This is a genomic window from Streptomyces sp. NPDC005955 (assembly GCF_042871255.1).
In the GTDB taxonomy this organism is placed as follows: Bacteria; Actinomycetota; Actinomycetes; order Streptomycetales; family Streptomycetaceae; genus Streptomyces.
The window spans coordinates 84,302-104,281 of the sequence record NZ_JBIAIF010000001.1; the positions used below are offsets into that span (position 1 = coordinate 84,302).

At 70.7% G+C, this 19,980-nt stretch carries 20 protein-coding genes; 9 read left to right on the top strand and 11 right to left on the bottom strand.

Annotated elements, in window-relative coordinates:
* The first annotated feature begins 97 nt into the window (after positions 1-97).
* Together ACFYOU_RS00300 and ACFYOU_RS00305 are read left to right on the top strand one after the other, a co-directional pair.
* Positions 98-3,925 carry a multifunctional oxoglutarate decarboxylase/oxoglutarate dehydrogenase thiamine pyrophosphate-binding subunit/dihydrolipoyllysine-residue succinyltransferase subunit gene (locus tag ACFYOU_RS00300; protein WP_391302326.1) on the top strand — a complete coding sequence of 1,276 codons (3,828 nt, stop codon included), beginning with the start codon at positions 98-100 and terminating at the stop codon, positions 3,923-3,925.
* Between the two features lie 121 nt (positions 3,926-4,046).
* Positions 4,047-4,220, top strand: coding sequence for a DUF6104 family protein (locus ACFYOU_RS00305; protein ID WP_387009284.1), 174 nt, complete (start codon positions 4,047-4,049; stop codon positions 4,218-4,220).
* 531 nt (positions 4,221-4,751) lie between these two features.
* Here the strand turns inward: ACFYOU_RS00305 and ACFYOU_RS00310 are convergent.
* The gene (locus ACFYOU_RS00310; protein WP_391302329.1) at positions 4,752-5,480 is read right to left on the bottom strand and encodes a hypothetical protein; all 729 of its coding nucleotides are present in this window, start codon (positions 5,478-5,480) and stop codon (positions 4,752-4,754) included.
* Between the two features lie 199 nt (positions 5,481-5,679).
* On the opposite strand from ACFYOU_RS00310, the gene ACFYOU_RS00315 reads away from it, so the two are divergent.
* Together ACFYOU_RS00315 and ACFYOU_RS00320 are read left to right on the top strand one after the other, a co-directional pair.
* Positions 5,680-6,552: a DUF4097 domain-containing protein gene (locus tag ACFYOU_RS00315; RefSeq protein WP_389772425.1), complete on the top strand. Its 873-nt coding sequence runs from the start codon at positions 5,680-5,682 to the stop codon at positions 6,550-6,552.
* A gap of 1 nt (position 6,553) precedes the next feature.
* Complete coding sequence (locus ACFYOU_RS00320) at positions 6,554-7,714, top strand: helix-turn-helix transcriptional regulator (protein WP_391302331.1); 1,161 nt, start codon at positions 6,554-6,556, stop codon at positions 7,712-7,714.
* A gap of 85 nt (positions 7,715-7,799) precedes the next feature.
* On the opposite strand, the gene ACFYOU_RS00325 is transcribed toward ACFYOU_RS00320, so the two are convergent.
* From ACFYOU_RS00325 to ACFYOU_RS00350, 6 genes are all read right to left on the bottom strand, one after another.
* The gene (locus tag ACFYOU_RS00325) at positions 7,800-8,402 is read right to left on the bottom strand and encodes a Clp protease N-terminal domain-containing protein (protein WP_391302333.1); all 603 of its coding nucleotides are present in this window, start codon (positions 8,400-8,402) and stop codon (positions 7,800-7,802) included.
* Positions 8,402-8,611 carry a helix-turn-helix domain-containing protein gene (locus ACFYOU_RS00330; RefSeq protein ID WP_389772417.1) on the bottom strand — a complete coding sequence of 70 codons (210 nt, stop codon included), beginning with the start codon at positions 8,609-8,611 and terminating at the stop codon, positions 8,402-8,404. The genes ACFYOU_RS00325 and ACFYOU_RS00330 overlap by 1 nt, the downstream gene beginning before the upstream one ends.
* Before the next feature lie 96 nt (positions 8,612-8,707).
* Positions 8,708-9,793: a CU044_5270 family protein gene (locus tag ACFYOU_RS00335; RefSeq protein WP_391302336.1), complete on the bottom strand. Its 1,086-nt coding sequence runs from the start codon at positions 9,791-9,793 to the stop codon at positions 8,708-8,710.
* Positions 9,790-10,446 carry a sigma-70 family RNA polymerase sigma factor gene (locus ACFYOU_RS00340; protein ID WP_391303751.1) on the bottom strand — a complete coding sequence of 219 codons (657 nt, stop codon included), beginning with the start codon at positions 10,444-10,446 and terminating at the stop codon, positions 9,790-9,792. Before ACFYOU_RS00340 ends, ACFYOU_RS00335 begins: the two co-directional genes overlap by 4 nt.
* A gap of 113 nt (positions 10,447-10,559) precedes the next feature.
* The gene (locus ACFYOU_RS00345) at positions 10,560-11,522 is read right to left on the bottom strand and encodes a zinc-binding dehydrogenase (protein ID WP_391302338.1); all 963 of its coding nucleotides are present in this window, start codon (positions 11,520-11,522) and stop codon (positions 10,560-10,562) included.
* A 157-nt stretch (positions 11,523-11,679) separates the two neighbouring features.
* Positions 11,680-12,948, bottom strand: coding sequence for an NADP-dependent malic enzyme (locus ACFYOU_RS00350; protein WP_389772407.1), 1,269 nt, complete (start codon positions 12,946-12,948; stop codon positions 11,680-11,682).
* A 581-nt stretch (positions 12,949-13,529) separates the two neighbouring features.
* Here ACFYOU_RS00350 and ACFYOU_RS00355 point away from each other — a divergent pair.
* The 3 genes from ACFYOU_RS00355 to ACFYOU_RS00365 are packed head-to-tail and all read left to right on the top strand — an operon-like array spanning position 13,530 to position 16,247.
* Positions 13,530-14,501, top strand: coding sequence for an ABC transporter substrate-binding protein (locus tag ACFYOU_RS00355; RefSeq protein WP_389772403.1), 972 nt, complete (start codon positions 13,530-13,532; stop codon positions 14,499-14,501).
* Between the two features lie 46 nt (positions 14,502-14,547).
* The gene (locus ACFYOU_RS00360; protein WP_389772400.1) at positions 14,548-15,489 is read left to right on the top strand and encodes an amino acid ABC transporter permease; all 942 of its coding nucleotides are present in this window, start codon (positions 14,548-14,550) and stop codon (positions 15,487-15,489) included.
* The gene (locus tag ACFYOU_RS00365) at positions 15,486-16,247 is read left to right on the top strand and encodes an amino acid ABC transporter ATP-binding protein (protein WP_389772397.1); all 762 of its coding nucleotides are present in this window, start codon (positions 15,486-15,488) and stop codon (positions 16,245-16,247) included. The genes ACFYOU_RS00360 and ACFYOU_RS00365 overlap by 4 nt, the downstream gene beginning before the upstream one ends.
* Before the next feature lie 88 nt (positions 16,248-16,335).
* On the opposite strand, the gene ACFYOU_RS00370 is transcribed toward ACFYOU_RS00365, so the two are convergent.
* Positions 16,336-17,097 (bottom strand): class I SAM-dependent methyltransferase, encoded by a 762-nt coding sequence (locus tag ACFYOU_RS00370; protein WP_389772395.1) that lies wholly within the window; start codon positions 17,095-17,097, stop codon positions 16,336-16,338.
* A gap of 190 nt (positions 17,098-17,287) precedes the next feature.
* Here ACFYOU_RS00370 and ACFYOU_RS00375 point away from each other — a divergent pair, with 190 nt between their 5' ends.
* Complete coding sequence (locus tag ACFYOU_RS00375; protein ID WP_389772393.1) at positions 17,288-17,914, top strand: CGNR zinc finger domain-containing protein; 627 nt, start codon at positions 17,288-17,290, stop codon at positions 17,912-17,914.
* Here the strand turns inward: ACFYOU_RS00375 and sodX are convergent.
* Positions 17,821-18,249 carry a nickel-type superoxide dismutase maturation protease gene (gene sodX / locus ACFYOU_RS00380; protein ID WP_389772390.1) on the bottom strand — a complete coding sequence of 143 codons (429 nt, stop codon included), beginning with the start codon at positions 18,247-18,249 and terminating at the stop codon, positions 17,821-17,823. The two genes, ACFYOU_RS00375 and sodX, sit on opposite strands and share 94 nt — an antisense overlap.
* Before the next feature lie 141 nt (positions 18,250-18,390).
* Between sodX and sodN the strand changes: the two genes are divergently transcribed.
* Positions 18,391-18,786 carry a superoxide dismutase, Ni gene (gene sodN / locus ACFYOU_RS00385; RefSeq protein ID WP_385491878.1) on the top strand — a complete coding sequence of 132 codons (396 nt, stop codon included), beginning with the start codon at positions 18,391-18,393 and terminating at the stop codon, positions 18,784-18,786.
* A 139-nt stretch (positions 18,787-18,925) separates the two neighbouring features.
* On the opposite strand, the gene ACFYOU_RS00390 is transcribed toward sodN, so the two are convergent.
* Together ACFYOU_RS00390 and ACFYOU_RS00395 are read right to left on the bottom strand one after the other, a co-directional pair.
* Entirely contained in the window at positions 18,926-19,312 is a 387-nt protein-coding gene (locus ACFYOU_RS00390; RefSeq protein WP_389772387.1) for a VOC family protein, read from the bottom strand.
* Between the two features lie 15 nt (positions 19,313-19,327).
* Complete coding sequence (locus ACFYOU_RS00395; RefSeq protein ID WP_391302343.1) at positions 19,328-19,930, bottom strand: GNAT family N-acetyltransferase; 603 nt, start codon at positions 19,928-19,930, stop codon at positions 19,328-19,330.
* Positions 19,931-19,980: the final 50 nt, after the last annotated feature.

Here is a 19,980-nt window from a genome sequence, read left to right on the forward strand (position 1 = left end):
CGGATCACCCGCCCCGCCTGCACTCCTGGCCTCGCAAGGCGTAGCCTTAATTCCCGCTGTCCATCATCTTGTGAAGCGGAAGAGGGCGGTTGCCGCCGTGTCGCCACAGTCCCCCAGTAACTCGAGCTCCCCCAGCCTCCGGCCGGGAGGCGCCCCCACGACCGAACAAGCCGGGCAGGGTCACGACCCCGCCGCGGCTTTCGGCGCCAATGAGTGGCTCGTCGACGAGATCTATCAGCAGTACCTCCAGGACCCGAACTCGGTAGACCGCGCCTGGTGGGACTTCTTCGCCGATTACAAGCCGGGGGCTGCTGCCACGCCGGCTCCGGCGGATACCGCAGCCCCGGGCGCGCAGGCCGAGAAGCCCGCCACCCCGGCCGCGGCCGTCCCGAGCGCTCCGGCCCCGCAGGCCGCCGCCGCTGTCCCGGCCACGCCTCCGAGGCAGGCTCCCGCCGCACCGGCCCAGGGCGCCACCGCACAGGGTGCCCCCGCGCCGGCCCAGGCCGCGGCGCCCGCGAAGGCTCCGGCCGCCGCGAAGCCCGCGGCGGAGGCCACCACCGGCCCCGAGTTCGTGACGCTGCGCGGCCCGTCGGCCGCCGTCGCCAAGAACATGAACGCCTCCCTGGAACTGCCCACGGCCACGTCCGTGCGCGCCGTCCCGGTGAAGCTGCTGTTCGACAACCGCATCGTCATCAACAACCACCTCAAGCGCGCCCGGGGCGGGAAGATCTCCTTCACGCACCTCATCGGGTACGCCATGGTGCAGGCCATCAAGGCCATGCCGGCCATGAACAACTCCTTCGCGGTGAAGGACGGCAAGCCGACCCTGGTCAAGCCCGAGCACGTCAACCTCGGGCTCGCGATCGACCTGGTGAAGCCCAACGGCGACCGCCAGCTCGTCGTCGCGGCCATCAAGAAGGCCGACACGCTCAACTTCTTCGAGTTCTGGCAGGCGTACGAGGACATCGTCCGCCGCGCCCGGGACAACAAGCTGACCATGGACGACTTCACCGGGGTCACGGTCTCCCTGACCAACCCCGGCGGCATCGGCACCGTGCACTCCGTGCCGCGTCTGATGCCCGGCCAGTCCGTGATCATGGGCGTCGGCGCGATGGACTACCCGGCGGAGTTCCAGGGCACCTCCCAGGACACCCTGACCAAGCTCGGCATCTCCAAGGTCATGACGCTCACGTCGACCTACGACCACCGGGTCATCCAGGGCGCCGCCTCCGGCGAGTTCCTGCGGGTCGTCGCCAACCTGCTGCTCGGCGAGAGCGGCTTCTACGACGAGATCTTCGAGGCGCTGCGCATCCCCTACGAGCCGGTCCGCTGGCTCAAGGACATCGACGCCTCGCACGACGACGACGTCACCAAGGCCGCCCGCGTCTTCGAGCTGATCCACTCCTACCGGGTCCGCGGCCACGTCATGGCCGACACCGACCCGCTGGAGTACCGCCAGCGCAAGCACCCCGACCTGGACATCACCGAGCACGGCCTCACCCTGTGGGACCTGGAGCGGGAGTTCGCGGTCGGCGGCTTCGCCAGCAAGTCGATGATGAAGCTGCGCGAGATCCTCGGCGTGCTGCGCGACTCGTACTGCCGCACCACCGGCATCGAGTTCATGCACATCCAGGACCCCAAGCAGCGCAAGTGGATCCAGGACCGCGTCGAGCGCCCGCACTCCAAGCCGGAGCGCGAGGAGCAGCTGCGCATCCTGCGCCGTCTGAACGCCGCCGAGGCGTTCGAGACGTTCCTCCAGACCAAGTACGTCGGTCAGAAGCGCTTCTCGCTGGAGGGCGGCGAGTCCGTCATCCCGCTGCTGGACGCGGTGATCGACTCGGCGGCCGAGTCCCGGCTGGACGAGGTCGTCATCGGGATGGCCCACCGCGGCCGTCTCAACGTGCTCGCGAACATCGTGGGCAAGTCGTACGCGCAGATCTTCCGCGAGTTCGAGGGCAACCTCGACCCGAAGTCGATGCACGGCTCCGGCGACGTCAAGTACCACCTGGGCGCCGAGGGCACCTTCACCGGTCTCGACGGCGAGCAGATCAAGGTCTCGCTGACGGCCAACCCCTCGCACCTGGAGGCCGTCGACCCGGTCCTCGAAGGCGTCGCGCGGGCCAAGCAGGACATCATCAACAAGGGCGGCACGGACTTCACGGTCCTGCCGGTCGCCCTGCACGGTGACGCGGCCTTCGCCGGCCAGGGCGTCGTGGCCGAGACGCTGAACATGTCGCAGCTGCGGGGCTACCGCACCGGCGGCACGGTCCACATCGTCATCAACAACCAGGTCGGCTTCACCGCCGCCCCGGAGTCCTCCCGCTCGTCGATGTACGCGACGGACGTGGCACGGATGATCGAGGCCCCGATCTTCCACGTCAACGGGGACGACCCCGAGGCCGTGGTGCGGGTGGCGCGGCTGGCGTTCGAGTTCCGTCAGGCGTTCAACAAGGACGTCGTGATCGACCTCATCTGCTACCGCCGCCGCGGGCACAACGAGACCGACAACCCGGCGTTCACCCAGCCGCTGATGTACGACCTGATCGACAAGAAGCGCTCGGTGCGCAAGCTGTACACCGAGTCCCTGATCGGTCGCGGCGACATCACGCTGGAGGAGGCCGAGCAGGCGCTCCAGGACTTCCAGGGCCAGCTGGAGAAGGTCTTCACCGAGGTCCGCGAGGCCACCTCGCAGCCCGGTGAGGTGCACAGCCCCGACCCGCAGCCCGAGTTCCCGGTGGCCGTCACCACGGCGGTCTCGCAGGAGGTCGTCAAGCGGATCGCCGAGTCCCAGGTGAACATCCCCGAGCGGGTCACCGTCCACCCGAGGCTGCTGCCGCAGCTCCAGCGCCGGATGGCGATGGTGGAGGACGGCACGATCGACTGGGGCATGGGCGAGACCCTCGCCATCGGCTCGCTGCTGATGGAGGGCACCCCGGTCCGGCTGTCCGGCCAGGACTCCCGCCGGGGCACCTTCGGCCAGCGGCACGCGGTCCTGATCGACCGGGCGACCGGCGAGGACTACACCCCGCTGCTCTACCTGTCGGACGACCAGGCCCGGTACAACGTCTACGACTCGCTGCTGTCCGAGTACGCGGCGATGGGCTTCGAGTACGGCTACTCGCTGGCCCGCCCGGACGCCCTCGTCATGTGGGAGGCGCAGTTCGGCGACTTCGTGAACGGCGCGCAGACCGTGGTGGACGAGTTCATCTCCTCCGCCGAGCAGAAGTGGGCCCAGACCTCGGGCGTCACCCTGCTGCTGCCGCACGGCTACGAGGGCCAGGGCCCGGACCACTCGTCCGCCCGCCCGGAGCGCTTCCTCCAGCTGTGCGCGCAGAACAACATGACGGTCGCGATGCCGACCCTGCCGTCGAACTACTTCCACCTGCTGCGCTGGCAGGTCCACAACCCGCACCACAAGCCGCTGGTCGTCTTCACCCCGAAGTCGATGCTCCGGCTCAAGGCCGCGGCGTCGAAGACGGAGGAGTTCACCACGGGTGGCTTCCGCCCGGTCATCGGTGACACCACCGTGGACCCGGCGGCCGTGCGCAAGGTCGTCTTCTGCGCGGGCAAGGTCTACTACGACCTGGAGGCCGCGCGGATCAAGCGCGGCACCCAGGACACCGCCTTCATCCGGATCGAGCGGCTGTACCCGCTGCCGGGCGCGGAGCTCCAGGCGGAGATCTCCAAGTACCCGAACGCGGAGAAGTACCTCTGGGTCCAGGAGGAGCCCGCGAACCAGGGTGCGTGGCCGTTCATCGCGCTGAACCTGATCGACCACCTCGACCTCGCGGTCGGCGCGGACGTCCCGCACGGCGAGCGGCTGCGGCGGATCTCCCGCCCGCACGGTTCGTCGCCCGCGGTCGGTTCGGCGAAGCGGCACCAGGCCGAGCAGGAGCAGCTGGTGAACGAGGTGTTCGAGGCGTAACGCCCCCGGCACGTCCCCGAGGAGGCCCGGGTGCCCGCGATGGCGGGTGCCCGGGCCTCCCGGCGTTCCCGGGGCCGTACCCTGAGGGGACCAACACGTGGTCCTGAGCAGGAGCGGAACCTTGTACTTCACCGACCGGGGCATCGAGGAACTGGAGAAGCGGCGCGGCGAGGAGGAAGTCACCTTCGAGTGGCTCGCCGAGCAGTTGCGCGCGTTCGTGGACCTGAACCCCGATTTCGAGGTTCCGGTGGAACGCCTCGCGACGTGGCTTGCCCGCCTGGACGACGAAGAGTAGCCCTTCGGCTGCGCTGACCCGTGCGGGTGCGCGGCGCTGTTGCGCAGTTCCCCGCGCCCCTTGTCGGGGCCGCTCCGGCTCGGGTGCGCTGGCCCGTGCGGGTGCGTGGGGGTTGCTCGCGCCGTTCCCCGCGCCCCTGAGGTACATCCACCTGCGGGTGCGCTGTCCACTCCGGGTGCGCTGGGTGGTTTGCGCAGTTCCCCGCGCCCCCTGTCGGGGCCGCTCCGGCTCGGGTGCGCTGGCCCGTGCGGGTGCGTGGGGGTTGCTCGCGCCGTTCCCCGCGCCCCTGAGGTACGCCCGCCTGAGCGTGCGCTGGCTCGTGCGGGTGCTGGCTCGTGCGGGTGCTGTGGCGGCGGGGCGGACGACGGCGACGAGAAGTCCCCGATCCAAGGGGCGCGGGGAACTGCGCGAAACACCCAGCGCACCGCGCGGGACAGCGCACCCCCAGGTGGACGCACCTGGAAGGGGCGCGGGGAACGGCGCGAGCAACCACGACGCACCCGCACCGGAACTCCGCGGAGAACCGCACACTCACCGCGTACGACGCAACCCCCACACCCCGGAGGCAACGAGAACCCCACCACCCAACACCCAGGAACCCCGACGCCGCCGAAGACCCACGAGCAGCAGCGGCACACCCCCCACCACCAGAACCACCGCGGCCCCCCGCACCGGCACCGCCCACCACACCGAGCCGACCACCTCGTACCGCGCCGCGACGGCCCACAGCACCCCCGGCGCAACCCCCGGCGCCAACCCGCGCGGCAGCGCCAGCCCCGTCCGTGCGAGCACCGCCACCAGTCCGATGAGTCGCGCCCGCGCATCCGCGTCGGAGTCCGGCCGCGCCAGCTCCTCCAACGCCTGCACGTCCAGCACGGGGTCCAGCCCGAGCCGCAGCGCGAACGTGTGCAGGGCCTCCGCCTCGCCGACCGGCGTGCCGCCCGCCAGCCACTCGAAGGCCACGGGCCGCCGGAACCCGGACGCGAGCACGAAGCCGCTGTGCCCGGGGTCCCACCACAGCGCCAGCACGGCCCACTGCCCGCCGACGGCCAGCGCCCCCGCCCAACCGGTGACCACCCGCTCCACGGGGTCACCGCCGTCCGCCCAGGGCGTCGTCCCGGGGACCAGCACCGTCCACCCCTCCCCCGCGGCGACGCACCGGAAGGGTTCGCGCAGCAGCCGGGCCGCGGCGGTGACGGTCTCGGGGGCCGCCCGGCAGAGCAGCAGCGCCCCGGTCGCGGAGCTGGGGTCGAACGCCATGTCCCCACGCTAAATCACCTCGGGGCGAACCGCCGCACACAGCGCATACTGGTGTATTTCGGTGCACCTCGACACACCTCAGCCCACCGGCGGAACCTGAAGGTCACCCCTTCGGGTACTTGACCCCGACCATCCGCGATATATCGTGTATTGCAGAAGACGCGATATGGCGCGTCCAGTCCCGACCGAGGGAGGTTCCATGTCCGAGTGGTCCGTCGCCGAGCCACAACAGCTCAGCCTCGACGCCCCGGTCACGGCGCTCCACGTACGCATCGTCAACGGAACGGTGAACGTGGTGGGTACCGAGGAGAGTTCCGCCCGGCTCCAGGTGTCCGAGATCGAGGGCCCGCCCCTGGCCATCACCCATGAGGACGGCGTCCTGACCGTGGCGTACGACGACCTCCCCTGGAAGGGCTTCCTGCGCTGGCTCGACAACAAGGGCTGGCGCCGCAGCGCGGTCGTGTCCCTGACGGTCCCGACCGGCACCCGGGTGGAGGTCGGCGTCGTCGGCGCCGGAGCCGTGATCTCCGGCATCGCGGGGCGTACGGACGTCCGGGGCGTCACCGGCGACACCACGCTCGTCGGCATGGACGGCCCGGTCCGCACCGACACGGTCTCGGGGAACATCGAGGCCCAGGCCCTGACGGGCACCCTCCGGTTCAACTCCGTCTCGGGCGATCTGACCGTCGTCGAAGGATCCGGCACCAGGGTCCGGGCGGACTCGGTCAGCGGCTCCATGATCGTGGACCTCGACCCCACCGGCCGCCCCGCAGACGTCGAGCTGAACAGCGTCTCCGGTGAGATCGCCATCCGGCTACCGGACCCCGCCGACGCCGAGGTCGAGGCGAACACCGCGAGCGGAGCCGTGTCGAACCACTTCGAGGGCCTACGGGTCAGCGACCAGTGGGGCGCCAAGCGCATCACCGGCCGCCTCGGCGCGGGCACGGGCAAGCTCAAGGCCAGTACGATGTCCGGTTCGATCGCCCTACTCCGCAGACCCGGCGCCGAGCACCCAGGCGCCCCGCCCTCCGCCGCCCCCGACGGGGTCGACGCCGACCGGAAGGTGATGTGACATGCCCCCCGTCTTCGCCCACGGCCGACTGCGCCTCTACCTCCTCAAGCTCCTGGACCAGGCCCCCCGCCACGGGTACGAGGTGATCCGCCTCCTGGAGGAACGCTTCCAGGGGCTGTACGCACCGTCCGCCGGGACGGTGTACCCCCGCCTCGCCAAGTTGGAGACGGAGGGGCTGGTCACCCACACCAGCGAGGGCGGGCGGAAGGTCTACTCCATCACGGAGGCGGGCCGCGCCGAGTTGGCCAGCCGTCAGGGCGAGCTCGTCGACCTGGAGCTGGAGATCCGCGAATCCGTCGCGGAACTCGCCGCGGAGATCCGCGACGACGTGCGCACCTCGGCGGGCGACCTGCGCCGCGACATGCGCGCGGCGGCCCAGCAGGCCCGGACCTCCGGGGGCACGGCGGGCGGGCCGGGCTTCCCCGACCCCTCCGGCCTCCTCGACGGCTCCTGGGGCGACTCACAGGCGTGGCAGAGCGCCAAGGAGGACCTGAAGCGCGCCAAGCAGGAGTGGAAGGAACAGGCCCGCCGGGCGAAGGACGAGAGCCGCCGGGCCCGTGACGAGGCCCAGCGGGCCCGCCGCCAGGCACAGGAGGCCCAGACCCAGGCCCAGCAGGAGGTCCAGCGGATCGCCAAGCGGGTCCAGGAACAGGTGCAGTCCCACTTCCAGCGCGGCGATTGGCCCACGGGGGTCCGCGAGGGCCTGTCGGAGCTGGTCAAGGAGTTCGGCGAGTTCGGACAGACCCGCACCACACGCGCGACCGACCCCGCCCGAGAGACCGACCCCGCCCCGGAGCGGGACCCCGCCCAGGAGGCCGACCCCGCTGCGGAGCCGGACCTCACAGCGAAGCCGGACTTCTCCACGAAGCGAGACCTCACGGCGGAAGCCGACGCAGGGACGGCTCCGCCCGAGTACAGCGAGGTTCCGTCCGCCTTCCCGGCGGGCTACGCCCCGGAGTGGTCCGAGCAAAACCCCTCGGACAACCCGGCCCGCGACCTCGACCGCCTACTGGACCGCTTCCGTGACGACATCCGCGACGCCGCCCGCGATCACGGCGTCACGGAGGCCCAGTTCCGTACGGCGCGCCGTCATCTCTCCACCGCCGCGGCCCACATCGCCGCAACGCTGACGACCAGAACCCCGGAGGACCGGAGTTCCTAGCGGCAGGGCCGCCCCGTCCCCGTCCTGCACGGAGGAGGGGCGGCCCCGTGGACAGCGTCTGCCGTCCACGGGGCCGCCCCTCCCCTCAGGCAGCTCGTCCAGCGCCCCCGTCTCCACGTCCGAACGAGCCCGCGGACAGCGCCCTCCACACCTCCGTTGGCCCCACCCCGTGGTCGGCGAGGACTTCGGAGACCACTCCGGGCTGGGCCGTCAACGCCAGCAACAGGTGCTGGTCGCCGATCTCCCGCTCCCCGCGCTCCAACGCCATCCGCAGGGCCCCCTTCACCACGGCCTTGGCCTCCGAGGAGAACGCGGGCCCCGAGAACCAGCCGCGGCGCGGTGCCGGAGGCGCACCCCGGCCCGCATCGGGTTCGAGCGCACCGGCACCGTGCCCCTCCTCCACCCGGTCGACGATCTGCTCGACGTCGATCCCGAGGCCGGCCAGGGCCTCGGAGTCGGCACGGGTCAGCCCCGCCCGCCGTCGCGCATCGGCCAGCGCCCGGACCATGGAGTCCCGCCGCGGGTCGACGTCGAGGGCGGCCAGGACGGACGACGCCCGGCCACCCGGACGGTCCAGCAGCGCGAGCAACAGGTGCTCCGCCTCCACCCGCCGCCTCCCCCGGCGCGCCGCCTGTTCGGCCGCCCCGACCACCACGGCCCGTGCGTCCCCGGTGAACCGTTCGAACATCACTGCCTCCCGTGCTTCTTGTGCGCCGCTTGCCGACTGACCCCCAGCTCCGCGGCGATCTCCTGCCACGACCACCCCTGTTGGCGGGCACTGCGCACCTGCACGGCTTCCAGGCGCTCCAGCAGCCGTCGCAGCGCGGCGACGGCCCGCAGGCCGACCCGGGGGTCACGATCACCGGCTCGCGCGGCGAGATCCGTTGCTTCGGTCATGCCGTCAACGTACATTGACAAGCACATCACGTCAATCAAAGTTGACACATCGGGGCGTCGGAGCCGCGGGAGCCGGGTCGGTTTCGGGCCGGTGGGTCAGTCGGTCGACGGGATCTGCTTCACCCCGTCCACCACGGCCCGCTTCAGCACGGCATGGGTGTGGGTCACCTGGCCGGGCTTGATCAGCCCCTCGTCCTCCGGGCGCTCCCCGACCTGGACCGTACGGGAGCCCAGGAACACATGGGTCTTCTTGTCGAAGATCCATTCCTCGCGCTCCCCGCTGACCTCGTCCAGCCGGGCCACCGCCACCCCCTCGCGACCCACCGCGTCCACCGCCTTCGGCACCACGACGACATCGGGGATCTTCTCGGCGGCCTTGAACAACGCCGGGTAGAGCTTCGCGGGCGGATAGCTCTCGCCGAGCAGGTCCCCGATCGTGGTGAACGCCTGCTGGTCGGGGGAGTTGCCCTGCCCCTTCGTCTCCTTGTAGATGAGGGCGAGCAGTTGATCGGGGTCGGTGGTCAGATCGGCCAGGTAGTCGTACGACGGATTGTTCAGACCGGCCACCGGGACGTTGCCCTTCTCATCGGTGCCGCTCAGCGTCTCCCCCTCGGGGGCGTCATTGACGGACGGGTCGATCAGCCACCCCTTGGTGCCGTCGGAGGACTTCCAGACCTGGCGGCGGTGGAGCGCGTGGTTGCCCAGGGTGACCTCGTCCTCCACCCGCTTCAGATAGGTGTCGGCCGCCTTGGACTCGATGTAGACGTACTGTCCCGGCCGCACGCTCGGGTGGGGCGCCTTGGCCGCGGCCAGGGAGATCCGGTCGAGCAACTGCGGCATCCCCTTGGTGGTCGCGGTGCCGATCTCCACGGTCGGGAGCGCGGCGGTGGCGGCACCGCCGTCCCGCACCCCCTCGCCGTCGTCCTTCAGGACGCCGACCACGACCACCCCGGCCAGTGCGGCGGCCATCAAGGGCAGGGTGACCGCCGGACGGGGCAGCCGGAAGCGGCGCCCCCCGTCCGGGACCGTCGTCGTCTCACGCTGTTCCTGCTGGATGCGGGCCATCAGACGCTCCTTGTGGAGTTGGTGGCGGCCCGCCGGCAGGTCACGCGCCGTCCGGGACAGGAGCTGTGCGTCCTGTTCCCCTTCGAGCGGGGCCTGTCGGGGCGTGTGCGCGTTCATCGGTTTCCTCCCTGCGCGGGCCGGATCACGTGCGTGTGATCACCTCTTGTCTGTCGGGCGGGGCGCCCGCCTTCCCGTTTTCCGGGGACTTCCTCGAAGGACCTCCCCGGCACCGGGCGGATCGGGTCCTCCTCGGCGAACGCCCGGAGTTTCCTGCGGGCCCGGGAGAGTCGGGAGGCGAGGGTCCCCACCGGGATCCCGAGGGCCTCCGCAGCGCTCTCGTAGTCCAGCCCCTCGCCCAGGCAGAGGGCCACCACCTCGCGCTCCGGTCTACGGAGCTTGGCCAGGGCCCGGAGCGCCTTCGCCAGCAGTCGTCGGTCGTCGACCCGTGCGGCCACCTCGTCGGCGTGGTCGGGCACCGCGAGTTCCGCGGCCGCGGCCGCGCCGGCCGCGGCCCGGTAGCGTCGATTGCTCCGGTACTGGTTGCGCGCGGTGTTGGTGGCGATGCCCAGCAGCCAGGGCCGCAGGGAGCCGCCTTCCGGTTCGATCCGGTCACGCAGCCGCCATGCCTCCAGGAAGGTCGCGGCCATCACGTCCTCGGCCGTGGACCAGTCGGCGGTCAGCCGGAAGGCGTGGTTGTACACCGCGCGGGCATAGCTGTCGAACAGCTCCGCGAACGCGGTCGATTCCCCGGCCCGCACCCGGGTACGCATATGAGTGCTCACAACGATGAGCTGTCCGGCACCACCGACCGACTTCCCGTGACCCGCGTCACACCGCGTCCCGTCCGGGTGCGCGGGTGGCCCCGGTGGGGGTGCCGAAGGAACTACACGGTCAGCACGACCTTCCCGAACAGGTCACCGGTGAGCATCCGTTGGAACCCTTCCCGGGCCCGGTCCAGGGGCAGCACCTCGTCGATCACCGGACGCACCCCCGTCGCGGCGCAGAACGCGAGCAGGTCCTCCAACTCGTCCTTGGCGCCCATCGTGGAGCCCACGATCCGCAGCTCCAGGAAGAACACCCGGGTCAGTTCGGCATGTGAGGGTGCGTCACCGCTGGTGGCACCGGAGATCACCAGGGTGCCGCCGGGCCGCAGCGACTTGATGGAGTGCGACCAGGTGGCGGCCCCCACGGTCTCGATCACGGCGTCCACCCGGCGCGGCAGCCGCGCCCCCGTGGGCAGTGCCTCCACCGCCCCCAGTTCAAGGGCGCGCGTGCGCTTGGCCTCGTCGCGGCTGGTGGCGAAGACCTGGAGCCCGGCGGCCTTGGCCAGCACGATCGCGGCGGTCGCGACCCCGCCCCCGGCACCCTGGACGAGCACCGAATCCCCGGGGCGCACCCCCGCGTTGGTGAAGAGCATCCGGTACGCGGTGAGCCAGGCCGTGGGCAGACAGGCGGCTTCCACGAAGGAGAGGCCGGCGGGCTTGGGCAACACGTTCCACACCGGCACGGACACCTGTTCGGCGAAGGTGCCCTGGTACTTCTCCGTCAGCAGGGAGCGTCCCTCGTGGGGCCCCACCCCGTGCCCGGTCTGCCCGATGACGGAGTGCAGGACGACCTCGTTGCCGTCCGCGTCGACCCCCGCGGCATCGCAGCCGAGGATCATCGGCAACGCGTCCTCGCCGAGCCCCACCCCGCGCAGGGACCAGAGGTCGTGGTGGTTCAGCGAGGCGGCCCGGACGTTCACGGTGGTCCAGCCGTCCCGGGCCCCGGGGGCGGGGCGTTCCCCCAGCTCCAGCCCGTTCAGTGGTTGATCACGGTCAATGCGAGCGGCGTAGGCAGCGAACATGCCCGCGACGATAGGCCCGACCGCCGCCCCGCCGGAACGTCCGCCCCGGGTGACGCACAGCACCCTCCGCCACGCCCGCCCGACCGGGCCCATGCGCAGGGCCCCGCCCCGGGACTCCTCCCGGGACAGGGCCCTTGCACGCAACCACCGGAACGGGCTAGCGGCGGGCGACGCCCTCGGCGCGGGCCGCCGCGGCGACCGCCGCGGTGACCGCGGGGGCCACCCGCTCGTCGAACGGCGAGGGGATCACGTAGTCCGCGGCGAGTTCGTCGCCGACGACCGCCGCCAACGCGTCGGCAGCCGCGATCTTCATCCCCTCGGTGATCCGGGAGGCCCGCACCTGGAGCGCGCCGGCGAAGATGCCGGGGAAGGCCAGCACGTTGTTGATCTGGTTCGGGAAGTCGGAGCGCCCGGTGGCCACCACGGCCGCGTACTTGTGGGCGACCGTCGGGTGCACCTCGGGGTCCGGGTTCGCCATCGCGAACACGAAGGACCGGGGCGCCATCGAGGCCACCGCGGCCTCGGGCACCGTTCCCCCGGACACCCCGATGAACACGTCCGCCCCGGCCAGCGCGGCATCGAGGCCACCGCTGAGACCGGCCCGGTTGGTGATCTCGGCGAGCTCCCGCTTGGCGGGGTTGAGGTCGTCCCGGTCGCGGCTGACGATGCCCTTGCGGTCGGCGACCGCAACGTCCCCGATGCCCGCTTCGAGCAGGAACTTGGCGATGGCGACCCCGGCGGCACCGGCCCCGGAGATGACCGCGCGCAGGTCACCGAGGGTGCGCCCGGTCAGCTTCGCGGCGTTGCGCAGTGCGGCGAGGGTGACGACGGCGGTGCCGTGCTGGTCGTCGTGGAAGACGGGGATGTCCAGCCGTTCCTGGAGCTTGCGCTCGATCTCGAAGCAGCGCGGCGCCGAGATGTCCTCCAGGTTGACGCCGCCGAAGGACGGGGCCAGCCGGACGACGGTCTCGACGATCTCGTCCGCGTCGGTGGTCGCCAGGGCGATCGGCACCGCGTCGACCCCGGCGAACTGCTTGAAGAGGATCGCCTTGCCCTCCATGACGGGCAGGGACGCCTCCGGACCGATGTCGCCGAGCCCGAGCACGGCGGTACCGTCCGTCACCACGGCGACGACCTGCGACTTCCAGGTGTAGTCGTGGACGAGTTCGGGCTGCTCGGCGATGGCGCTGCACACCCGGGCGACGCCGGGGGTGTACGCGAGGGACAGCTCGTCCTTGTCGCGGACGGGCACGGTCGCCTGGACGGCCATCTTGCCGCCCCGGTGGAGGGCGAACGCGGGGTCGAAGGAATCGAGGGGCTCACCGTCGCCCTCGAATCCCGCACTGCCCTTGCCGCGCGTGCCCCCGTCGACGCCGGGTGCGCTGTTGTCGCTGTCGCTGCGAGGATTGACGATCTCCGCTGCCACTTGTCTTGCCCCTTAATTCTTAAGACTGAGGGTGACCACTCCTGGTAAAGGGGTGGGCGGGCACCGTGCCGGATCCGGTGTCCTCGAAGCCCGGAGCGGAAGCCCGGAGCGCTTCGAACACGCAACTGCCTGTGACGCATGCGGACCTGGCACGACGGGCGCGCCGCACGCGCGCCCTGAGCCCCTGATGAGGGGTGTAAAGAACCTTCATACCGGACGGACCGCTTGACGGACGAGTCCGGGGCGGCACGGTGATGTGACTCATACGCGAATTTCGTGAACATATGGACAAGACCGCGAGGGGTCGCCATCCATCCACGATCGTCCCGAATGGTCTCGTCGCGCACCCGCGGTCTCGCCGAAGATTTTTCGGCCCGGGATGATCAGTCCCGCAGAAGGTCCGGTCGGGATGTACCGGCCTGTCGGGATTCGGGGGTGACCCGTTATCCGATTTTGACATAGCAGGCCGACTCTTTGACCAGGCACGAATGGCAAGATGCCGTAATCACACGTGGTCGCGACACCCGAAGGTGTGTGCCCGCCGACCACCGGCACCTCACCCACTCGCCGGAGGATTCACCATGACCGCACGCTCCACCCGTCGCTCGTTCGCCGCGAAGTCCGGGCAGTCACGGCTCGCCGCGATCGGCGCGATCGCGGTCGCCGGCTCACTGCTGCTGACCGGCTGCGGCGACCAGACCAAGGAGAAGGACAAGGGGGAGTCGGGCGGCGACGTCAAGGCCGCCGCTCCGCTCGCCGACAAGCTCCCCCAGGCCATCCGGGACAAGGGTGAGGTCAAGGTCGGTTCGGACATCGCCTACGCGCCGGTCGAGTTCAAGGACAAGTCCGGCAAGACGGTCGGCATCGACCCGGACATCGCCGCCGCGATCGGCAAGCAGCTCGGCGTGAAGTTCACCTTCGAGAACGGTACGTTCGACACCCTCATCACCGGTCTGCGGTCCAAGCGCTACGACGTCGCCATGTCCGCCATGACGGACACCAAGGACCGTCAGAATGGCGTCGACGGCGACACGGGCAAGAAGGTCGGCGAGGGCGTCGACTTCGTCGACTACTTCAACGCGGGCGTCTCCATCTACACCCTCAAGGGCAAGACCCAGTCCATCGCGACCTGGGACGACCTCTGCGGCAAGAAGATCGTCGTCCAGCGCGGCACGGTCTCCCACGACCTCGCCAAGGCCCAGGCGAAGAAGTGCCCGTCCGGCAAGAAGCTGAGCGTCGAGGCGTACGACACCGACCAGCAGGCCCAGACCCGACTGCGCTCCGGTGGCGCGGACGCCGGCTCCGCGGACTTCCCGGTCGCCGCGTACGCGGTGGAGACCTCCGGCGGCGGCAACGACTTCGAGCTGGTCGGCGAGCAGGTCGAGGCCGCCCCGTACGGCATCGCGGTGGCGAAGGGCAACACCGAGCTGCGGGACGCCATCAAGGCCGCGCTCGACGCCATCATCAAGAACGGCGAGTACGCCAAGATCGTCGCCAAGTGGGGCGTCGACGGCGGCGCCGTGAAGGCGGCCGTGGTCAACGGCGGCAAGTGACCCCGCGCCCGCGCTGAAGCCGCCAGGCCACCGAAAGGCAAGATCCGTGTCCGTTGACATCGGCAAGACGGACGGTGCTCCCCCGAGCCCGCCGTCCTCCCGGCCGGAAGCCATCAAGGCCGTTCCGGTCCGGCACTACGGGCGGTACGTCGCCGCCCTGATCGCCGTCGCCCTGCTCGCGTCGATCGTCTACGCGTTCGCCCAGGGCAAGATCAACTGGGGCGCCGTCCCCGACTACTTCTTCGACGACCGCATCATCAAGGGCGTGGGCAGCACCCTGCTGCTCACCGCCCTGTCCATGATGATCGGCATCGGCGGCGGCATCCTCCTCGCGGTGATGCGGCTGTCCAAGAACCCGGTGACCTCGTCCATCGCGTGGTTCTACATCTGGTTCTTCCGGGGCACCCCGGTCCTGGTGCAGCTGTTCGTCTGGTTCAACCTGGGCCTGGTCTTCGAGTACATCAACCTCGGCTTCGTCTACAAGGACTACTGGTCGAGCTTCATGACGCCGTTCCTGACGGCGCTGCTCGGCCTCGGCCTCAACGAGGCCGCGTACATGGCGGAGATCTGCCGGGCCGGCCTGCTGTCGGTGGACGAAGGGCAGACCGAGGCGTCGCACGCCCTGGGCATGAGCCACTCCAAGACCCTGCGCCGCATCGTCATCCCGCAGGCCATGCGCGTGATCGTGCCCCCGACGGGCAACGAGGTCATCAACATGCTGAAGACGACCTCACTGGTGTCAGCGGTGCAGTACTACGAACTACTCAAGTACGCGCAGGACATCGGGCAGACCTCGGGCTCCCCGGTGGAGATGCTGTTCCTCGCCGCCGCCTGGTACCTGATCATGACCTCGGTGCTGAGCGTCGGCCAGTACTACATCGAGCGGTACTACGCCCGCGGCTCCAGCCGTCAGCTGCCGCCCACGCCCTGGCAGAAGGTCAGGAAGCACGTGTTCTCCCTGTCCAGCCGAAAGGGGGCCACGGCATGACCGCGATGGTGAAGGCCGAAGGCGTCCACAAGTCCTACGGCAACGTCGAGGTCCTCAAGGGCATCGACCTGGAGGTCGCGACGGGCGAGGTGTTCTGCCTCATCGGCCCGTCCGGCTCCGGCAAGTCGACGTTCCTGCGCTGCATCAACCACCTGGAGAAGGTCAACGCCGGGCGGCTGTACGTGGACGGGCAGCTCGTCGGCTACCGCCAGAAGGGCGACAAGCTGTACGAGCTCAAGGACAGCGAGGTCGCCCTCAAGCGCCGTGACATCGGCATGGTCTTCCAGCGCTTCAACCTGTTCCCGCACATGACGGCGCTGGAGAACGTCATGGAGGCGCCGGTCCAGGTCAAGCGGCAGTCGAAGGCCCAGGCCCGGGAGCGCGCCCGGGAGTTGCTGGCCCGGGTGGGCCTCGCCGACAAGGCGGGCAACTACCCCTCACAGCTCTCCGGCGGTCAGCAGCAGCGGGTGGCCATCGCCCGCGCCCTGGCGATGGACCCGAAGCTGATGCTGTTCGACGAGCCGACCTCCGCGCTCGACCCGGAGCTGGTCGGCGACGTGCTGGACGTGATGCGGGACCTCGCGGAGTCGGGCATGACGATGGTCGTCGTCACCCACGAGATGGGTTTCGCCCGTGAGGTCGGCGACTCGCTGGTCTTCATGGACGGCGGCGTCGTCGTCGAATCGGGTGATCCGCGCGAGGTCCTGACGAACCCCCGGCACGAGCGCACCCGGTCCTTCCTCTCGAAGGTCCTGTAACCCCCCGCCCGCACCACCCGTCAGGAACCGCGAGGTGCGCCCCCGCCCGGGGGCGCACCTCGCGGTCGTCGTCCTCCCGCAAGGCGCCCTACCGCAGGGCGAGGACCATCGCGTCGGACGGCGAGGCCCACACCCCCCGCGCCTCGGCGAACCCGCCCTCCCGCAGCGCCCGCACGTGCCAGTCGAGCGAGGGCGTGTCCCCCTCCGCGTGCTCACCGAAGATCGCGAACCGCCGTGCGGTGGCCTCGGCGAGCACCGGGTCCCGTCCGACCACCTCCCACCAGGCGGCCCAGTCGAGCGCCCCGGCCGCCCGCTCCCGCTCGCGCCGCGCACGGCGCAACGCGGCGTCCGCCTCGTTGATCCGGGGCGTCAGCTCGTCGATCATGTGGTCGGCGTTCATGAACGCTCCGCCGTCCCGGACGACCCCGGCGAGCTGTCCGTACAACGCGGCGAGCGGTTCCCGGTGCAGCCAGTGCAGCGCGGTCGACGTGAGCACCGCGTCGTAGGAGTCGTGCGGCAACTGCTCCCACCAGTCCGGCGTCGTCAGGTCGGCGGTCACGAAGGAGACACGGTCATCACCCGCGAAGGTGCCTTCGGCGATCATGAGGAGCGCCGGATCGAGATCCACCCCGGTACTTGTCGCGTTCGGGAACCTCCGGAGCAGCCGATCCGTAATACTCCCCGTACCGCATGCGAGGTCGAGCACCCGGGGTTCGGGGCCGGCGATCGCCTCGACCATGTCCAGCATGACCCGGAACCGCTCCTCGCGGTCCGGCATGTACCACTCCTGCTGTCGGTCCCAGCTCCGCTGCCAGGCTCGCCAGTCGGTTCCGGTCGTGGTCCCGGTCATTCGTCCCGTACCTCTCCTGCGCGGCCGTTCGGGAGGCGCACCCGGTTCCGTTACGACCCGGAGGGCCCGCCCGGCGGGCCGCTCCGGGCACAGCACCGAGGAACCACCCGATGAACGTAATACCCTTGGGCAGTGAGCAACCATTACCCATTGCCTTCACGACCATAGACGGCGCCCGTAAGGACTACAAGTGGAACTCGCCTATTACTCGGACTATGCCGTACGCCTGGTCAACAGCGAGGAACCCGAACGGGGCCAGGACGCGCTGACCTCGGTCGAGGCCGTGCGGGACCTGTTCGGCGCCAGCAAGTCCGCCGCGCGACGGGCCACGGACACCGACGTGACGCGGCTGCGCTCGGTACGGGCCCGGCTGCGCTCGGTCTTCGAGGCGGCGGACGGCGGTGACGAGACCCTGGCGGTGGACCTGCTGAACTCCCTGCTGCTGGAGTTCCCGGTGAGCCCGCAGATCTCCGGCCACGACTACCGCGACGACGACGGCCGCCCCCTGTGGCACATGCACCTCGCGGACCACCCGTCGAACGCGACCGCCGGGTACGCGGCCATCGCGGCGATGGGCCTCGCCATCCACCTCACCGAGTACGGCGTCGACCGCCTGGGCCTGTGCGAGGCCGCGCCCTGCCGCAACGCCTACCTCGACACCTCGACCAACCGCTCCCGGCGCTACTGCTCCGACCGCTGCGCGACCCGGGCGAACGTGGCCGCCTACCGGGCCCGCAAGCGCCTGGAGGCCGAGCGCGTCGACACCGGCCGCACGGCGGTCAGCGCCCAGCCGAGCGCCCCGCTCCAGGACCGCTGACCGGGGGTCCGGCGCCTCGGCCGGTACCGCCCGAGCACCCGCCCCAGGACGAACTCCTCGGGCACCGTCCCGTACACCGTGCTGTCCCCGCCCGCCGTCGGATTGTCCGCGAGGACCCACCACCCGCCGTCGCGCCGCTCCACGGCCCGCTTCACGACGAGCAGGTTCTGCTGGAGCGGATGGCGCAGCACGACGACCTGTCCGGGGCGCACCCGGACCCCGTAGCGCACCAGCAGCCGGTCCCCGCCGTACAGCGTCGGCACCATCGAGGGCCCTTCCACCTCGGCCAACCCGAACAGCGCACGGGCCTCCCGCTCCTGTGCTGCTTCCGGCATCGCATACCTCCCGGTCCGTTCCGCCACCAGTCCGAATCCCGCCCGGACTTTCGTCCTAGGCCCCCGGGGGCGCTCGCAAAAACCCCTTCCCCACGGAGTAATGTCCCACCTGAGAAGACGATCACGAGGAAGGACGGCTCCATGCTCTCCCGCCTATTCGCCCCCCGGGTGAAGGTCAGCGCACACTGCGACCTGCCCTGCGGGGTCTACGACCCGGCCCAGGCCCGCATCGAGGCCGAGTCGGTCAAGGCCGTGCAGGACAAGATGGCCGGCAACGACGACCCGCACTACCAGGCTCGCGCGACGGTCATCAAGGAGCAGCGCGCCGAGCTGGCCAAGCACCACGTCTCGGTCCTGTGGAGCGACTACTTCAAGCCGCCGCACTTCGAGAAGTACCCCGAGCTGCACCAGCTGGTCAACGACACCCTCAAGGCCCTCTCGGCCGCGAAGGCGTCCACCGACCCGGCCACCGGGCAGAAGGCGCTCGACTACATCGCCCAGATCGACAAGATCTTCTGGGAGACCAAGAAGGCTTGATCACCGGTCGACGGTGCGCAGGCCGCCGTGCGGTCGGCGCGACACCGAGAAGGGCCCGCCCGGGCAGGATCTCGCCGGGCGGGCCCTTCTGTGCGTTCCGGTGCGCCGCCGGCCCGACCGACCGGGTCGGGCCCTCCGCTCAGGGGTGGCGGCCCGCGAGGACGCAGAACTCGTGGCCTTCCGGGTCCAGAAGGACCACCCAACTCACCTCGCCCTGCCCGACGTCGGCGTGTCGAGCGCCCAGGTCGAGCAGTCGACGGACCTCCTCGTCCTGCTCCCGGTCGGTGGGGTTGACGTCGATGTGGAGCCGGTTCTTGACGGTCTTGCCCTCGGGCACCCGTGCGAAGGTCAACGTCGGTGGCACCGGGCCCGGGCGGTCCCTGCCCTCGGGCACCAGGGGCGATCCGATGGTGACGACGTCGTCGCGGTCGTCCCGCACCTCGTAGTCGAGGACCGCGCACCAGAACCGGGCCAGGGCCCGGGGGTCGGCGCAGTCGATCTCCAGGTCGGTGAACTTGCTGGCCATGTCGGGGCTCCTCCGTCAGGACGCGGCGGGTTCCCGCCACATCGGCCACATCGTCGGACCGTCCGGCAGTTCCAGCACCGGTTCGCGGACCTCGAAGCCCAGGCGCCGGTACAGGTCCCGGCTGCGGGGGTTGCTGGCCTCCAGGTACGCGGCTGTGCCCGCCCGGTCGCAGCGTTCCAGGACCGGCCGGATCAAGGTGGTGCCCAGCCCCTGGCTCCGGCGGTCCGGGTCCACCGCGATCATCCACAGGTACTCGTGGGCGGCGTGGGTGGGATGGAGGCGCCCGGTCAGCCGGCCGACCTGCTCGATCCGCTCGTTGTCGGGGTCGACCGCCTCCCGCATCAGCGCGGGCCCGTCCACCCCGTCCGGGTCCTCGTGGCCGCCCTCGGGCATGCTGAGCCACAGGGCGACGGCGGACCCGTCCTCGGTGAGGTCCACGCGGCCCGCCTCCAGCACGATGTCCAGGATGCCCCCCATCATCCGCTGGTGCTTGTGGTGGAAGTCCTCCTCGGCCGGGAACACCCACCGGCTGACCGGGTCCCCCCGAAAGCCCCGGTCGAGCAGGCCGACCACGGTCTCCCGGTCCGTGGCCCCCGCCGTCCGAATCCCCACACTCATCACTTCCGCCTTCCCGTCAACATCCGCATCGGAAGCCACAATTGAACCTC

Coding starts and splice junctions, on each gene's coding strand:
- ACFYOU_RS00310 (WP_391302329.1), bottom strand. CDS start 5,480: ATGGCGTTCGACCCCAGCTCCGCGACCGGGGCGCTGCTGCTCTGCCGG.
- ACFYOU_RS00315 (WP_389772425.1), top strand. CDS start 5,680: ATGTCCGAGTGGTCCGTCGCCGAGCCACAACAGCTCAGCCTCGACGCC.
- ACFYOU_RS00320 (WP_391302331.1), top strand. CDS start 6,554: ATGCCCCCCGTCTTCGCCCACGGCCGACTGCGCCTCTACCTCCTCAAG.
- ACFYOU_RS00325 (WP_391302333.1), bottom strand. CDS start 8,402: ATGTTCGAACGGTTCACCGGGGACGCACGGGCCGTGGTGGTCGGGGCG.
- ACFYOU_RS00330 (WP_389772417.1), bottom strand. CDS start 8,611: ATGACCGAAGCAACGGATCTCGCCGCGCGAGCCGGTGATCGTGACCCC.
- ACFYOU_RS00335 (WP_391302336.1), bottom strand. CDS start 9,793: ATGAACGCGCACACGCCCCGACAGGCCCCGCTCGAAGGGGAACAGGAC.
- ACFYOU_RS00340 (WP_391303751.1), bottom strand. CDS start 10,446: ATGCGTACCCGGGTGCGGGCCGGGGAATCGACCGCGTTCGCGGAGCTG.
- ACFYOU_RS00345 (WP_391302338.1), bottom strand. CDS start 11,522: ATGTTCGCTGCCTACGCCGCTCGCATTGACCGTGATCAACCACTGAAC.
- ACFYOU_RS00355 (WP_389772403.1), top strand. CDS start 13,530: ATGACCGCACGCTCCACCCGTCGCTCGTTCGCCGCGAAGTCCGGGCAG.
- ACFYOU_RS00365 (WP_389772397.1), top strand. CDS start 15,486: ATGACCGCGATGGTGAAGGCCGAAGGCGTCCACAAGTCCTACGGCAAC.
- ACFYOU_RS00370 (WP_389772395.1), bottom strand. CDS start 17,097: ATGACCGGGACCACGACCGGAACCGACTGGCGAGCCTGGCAGCGGAGC.
- sodX (WP_389772390.1), bottom strand. CDS start 18,249: ATGCCGGAAGCAGCACAGGAGCGGGAGGCCCGTGCGCTGTTCGGGTTG.
- sodN (WP_385491878.1), top strand. CDS start 18,391: ATGCTCTCCCGCCTATTCGCCCCCCGGGTGAAGGTCAGCGCACACTGC.
- ACFYOU_RS00390 (WP_389772387.1), bottom strand. CDS start 19,312: ATGGCCAGCAAGTTCACCGACCTGGAGATCGACTGCGCCGACCCCCGG.
- ACFYOU_RS00395 (WP_391302343.1), bottom strand. CDS start 19,930: ATGAGTGTGGGGATTCGGACGGCGGGGGCCACGGACCGGGAGACCGTG.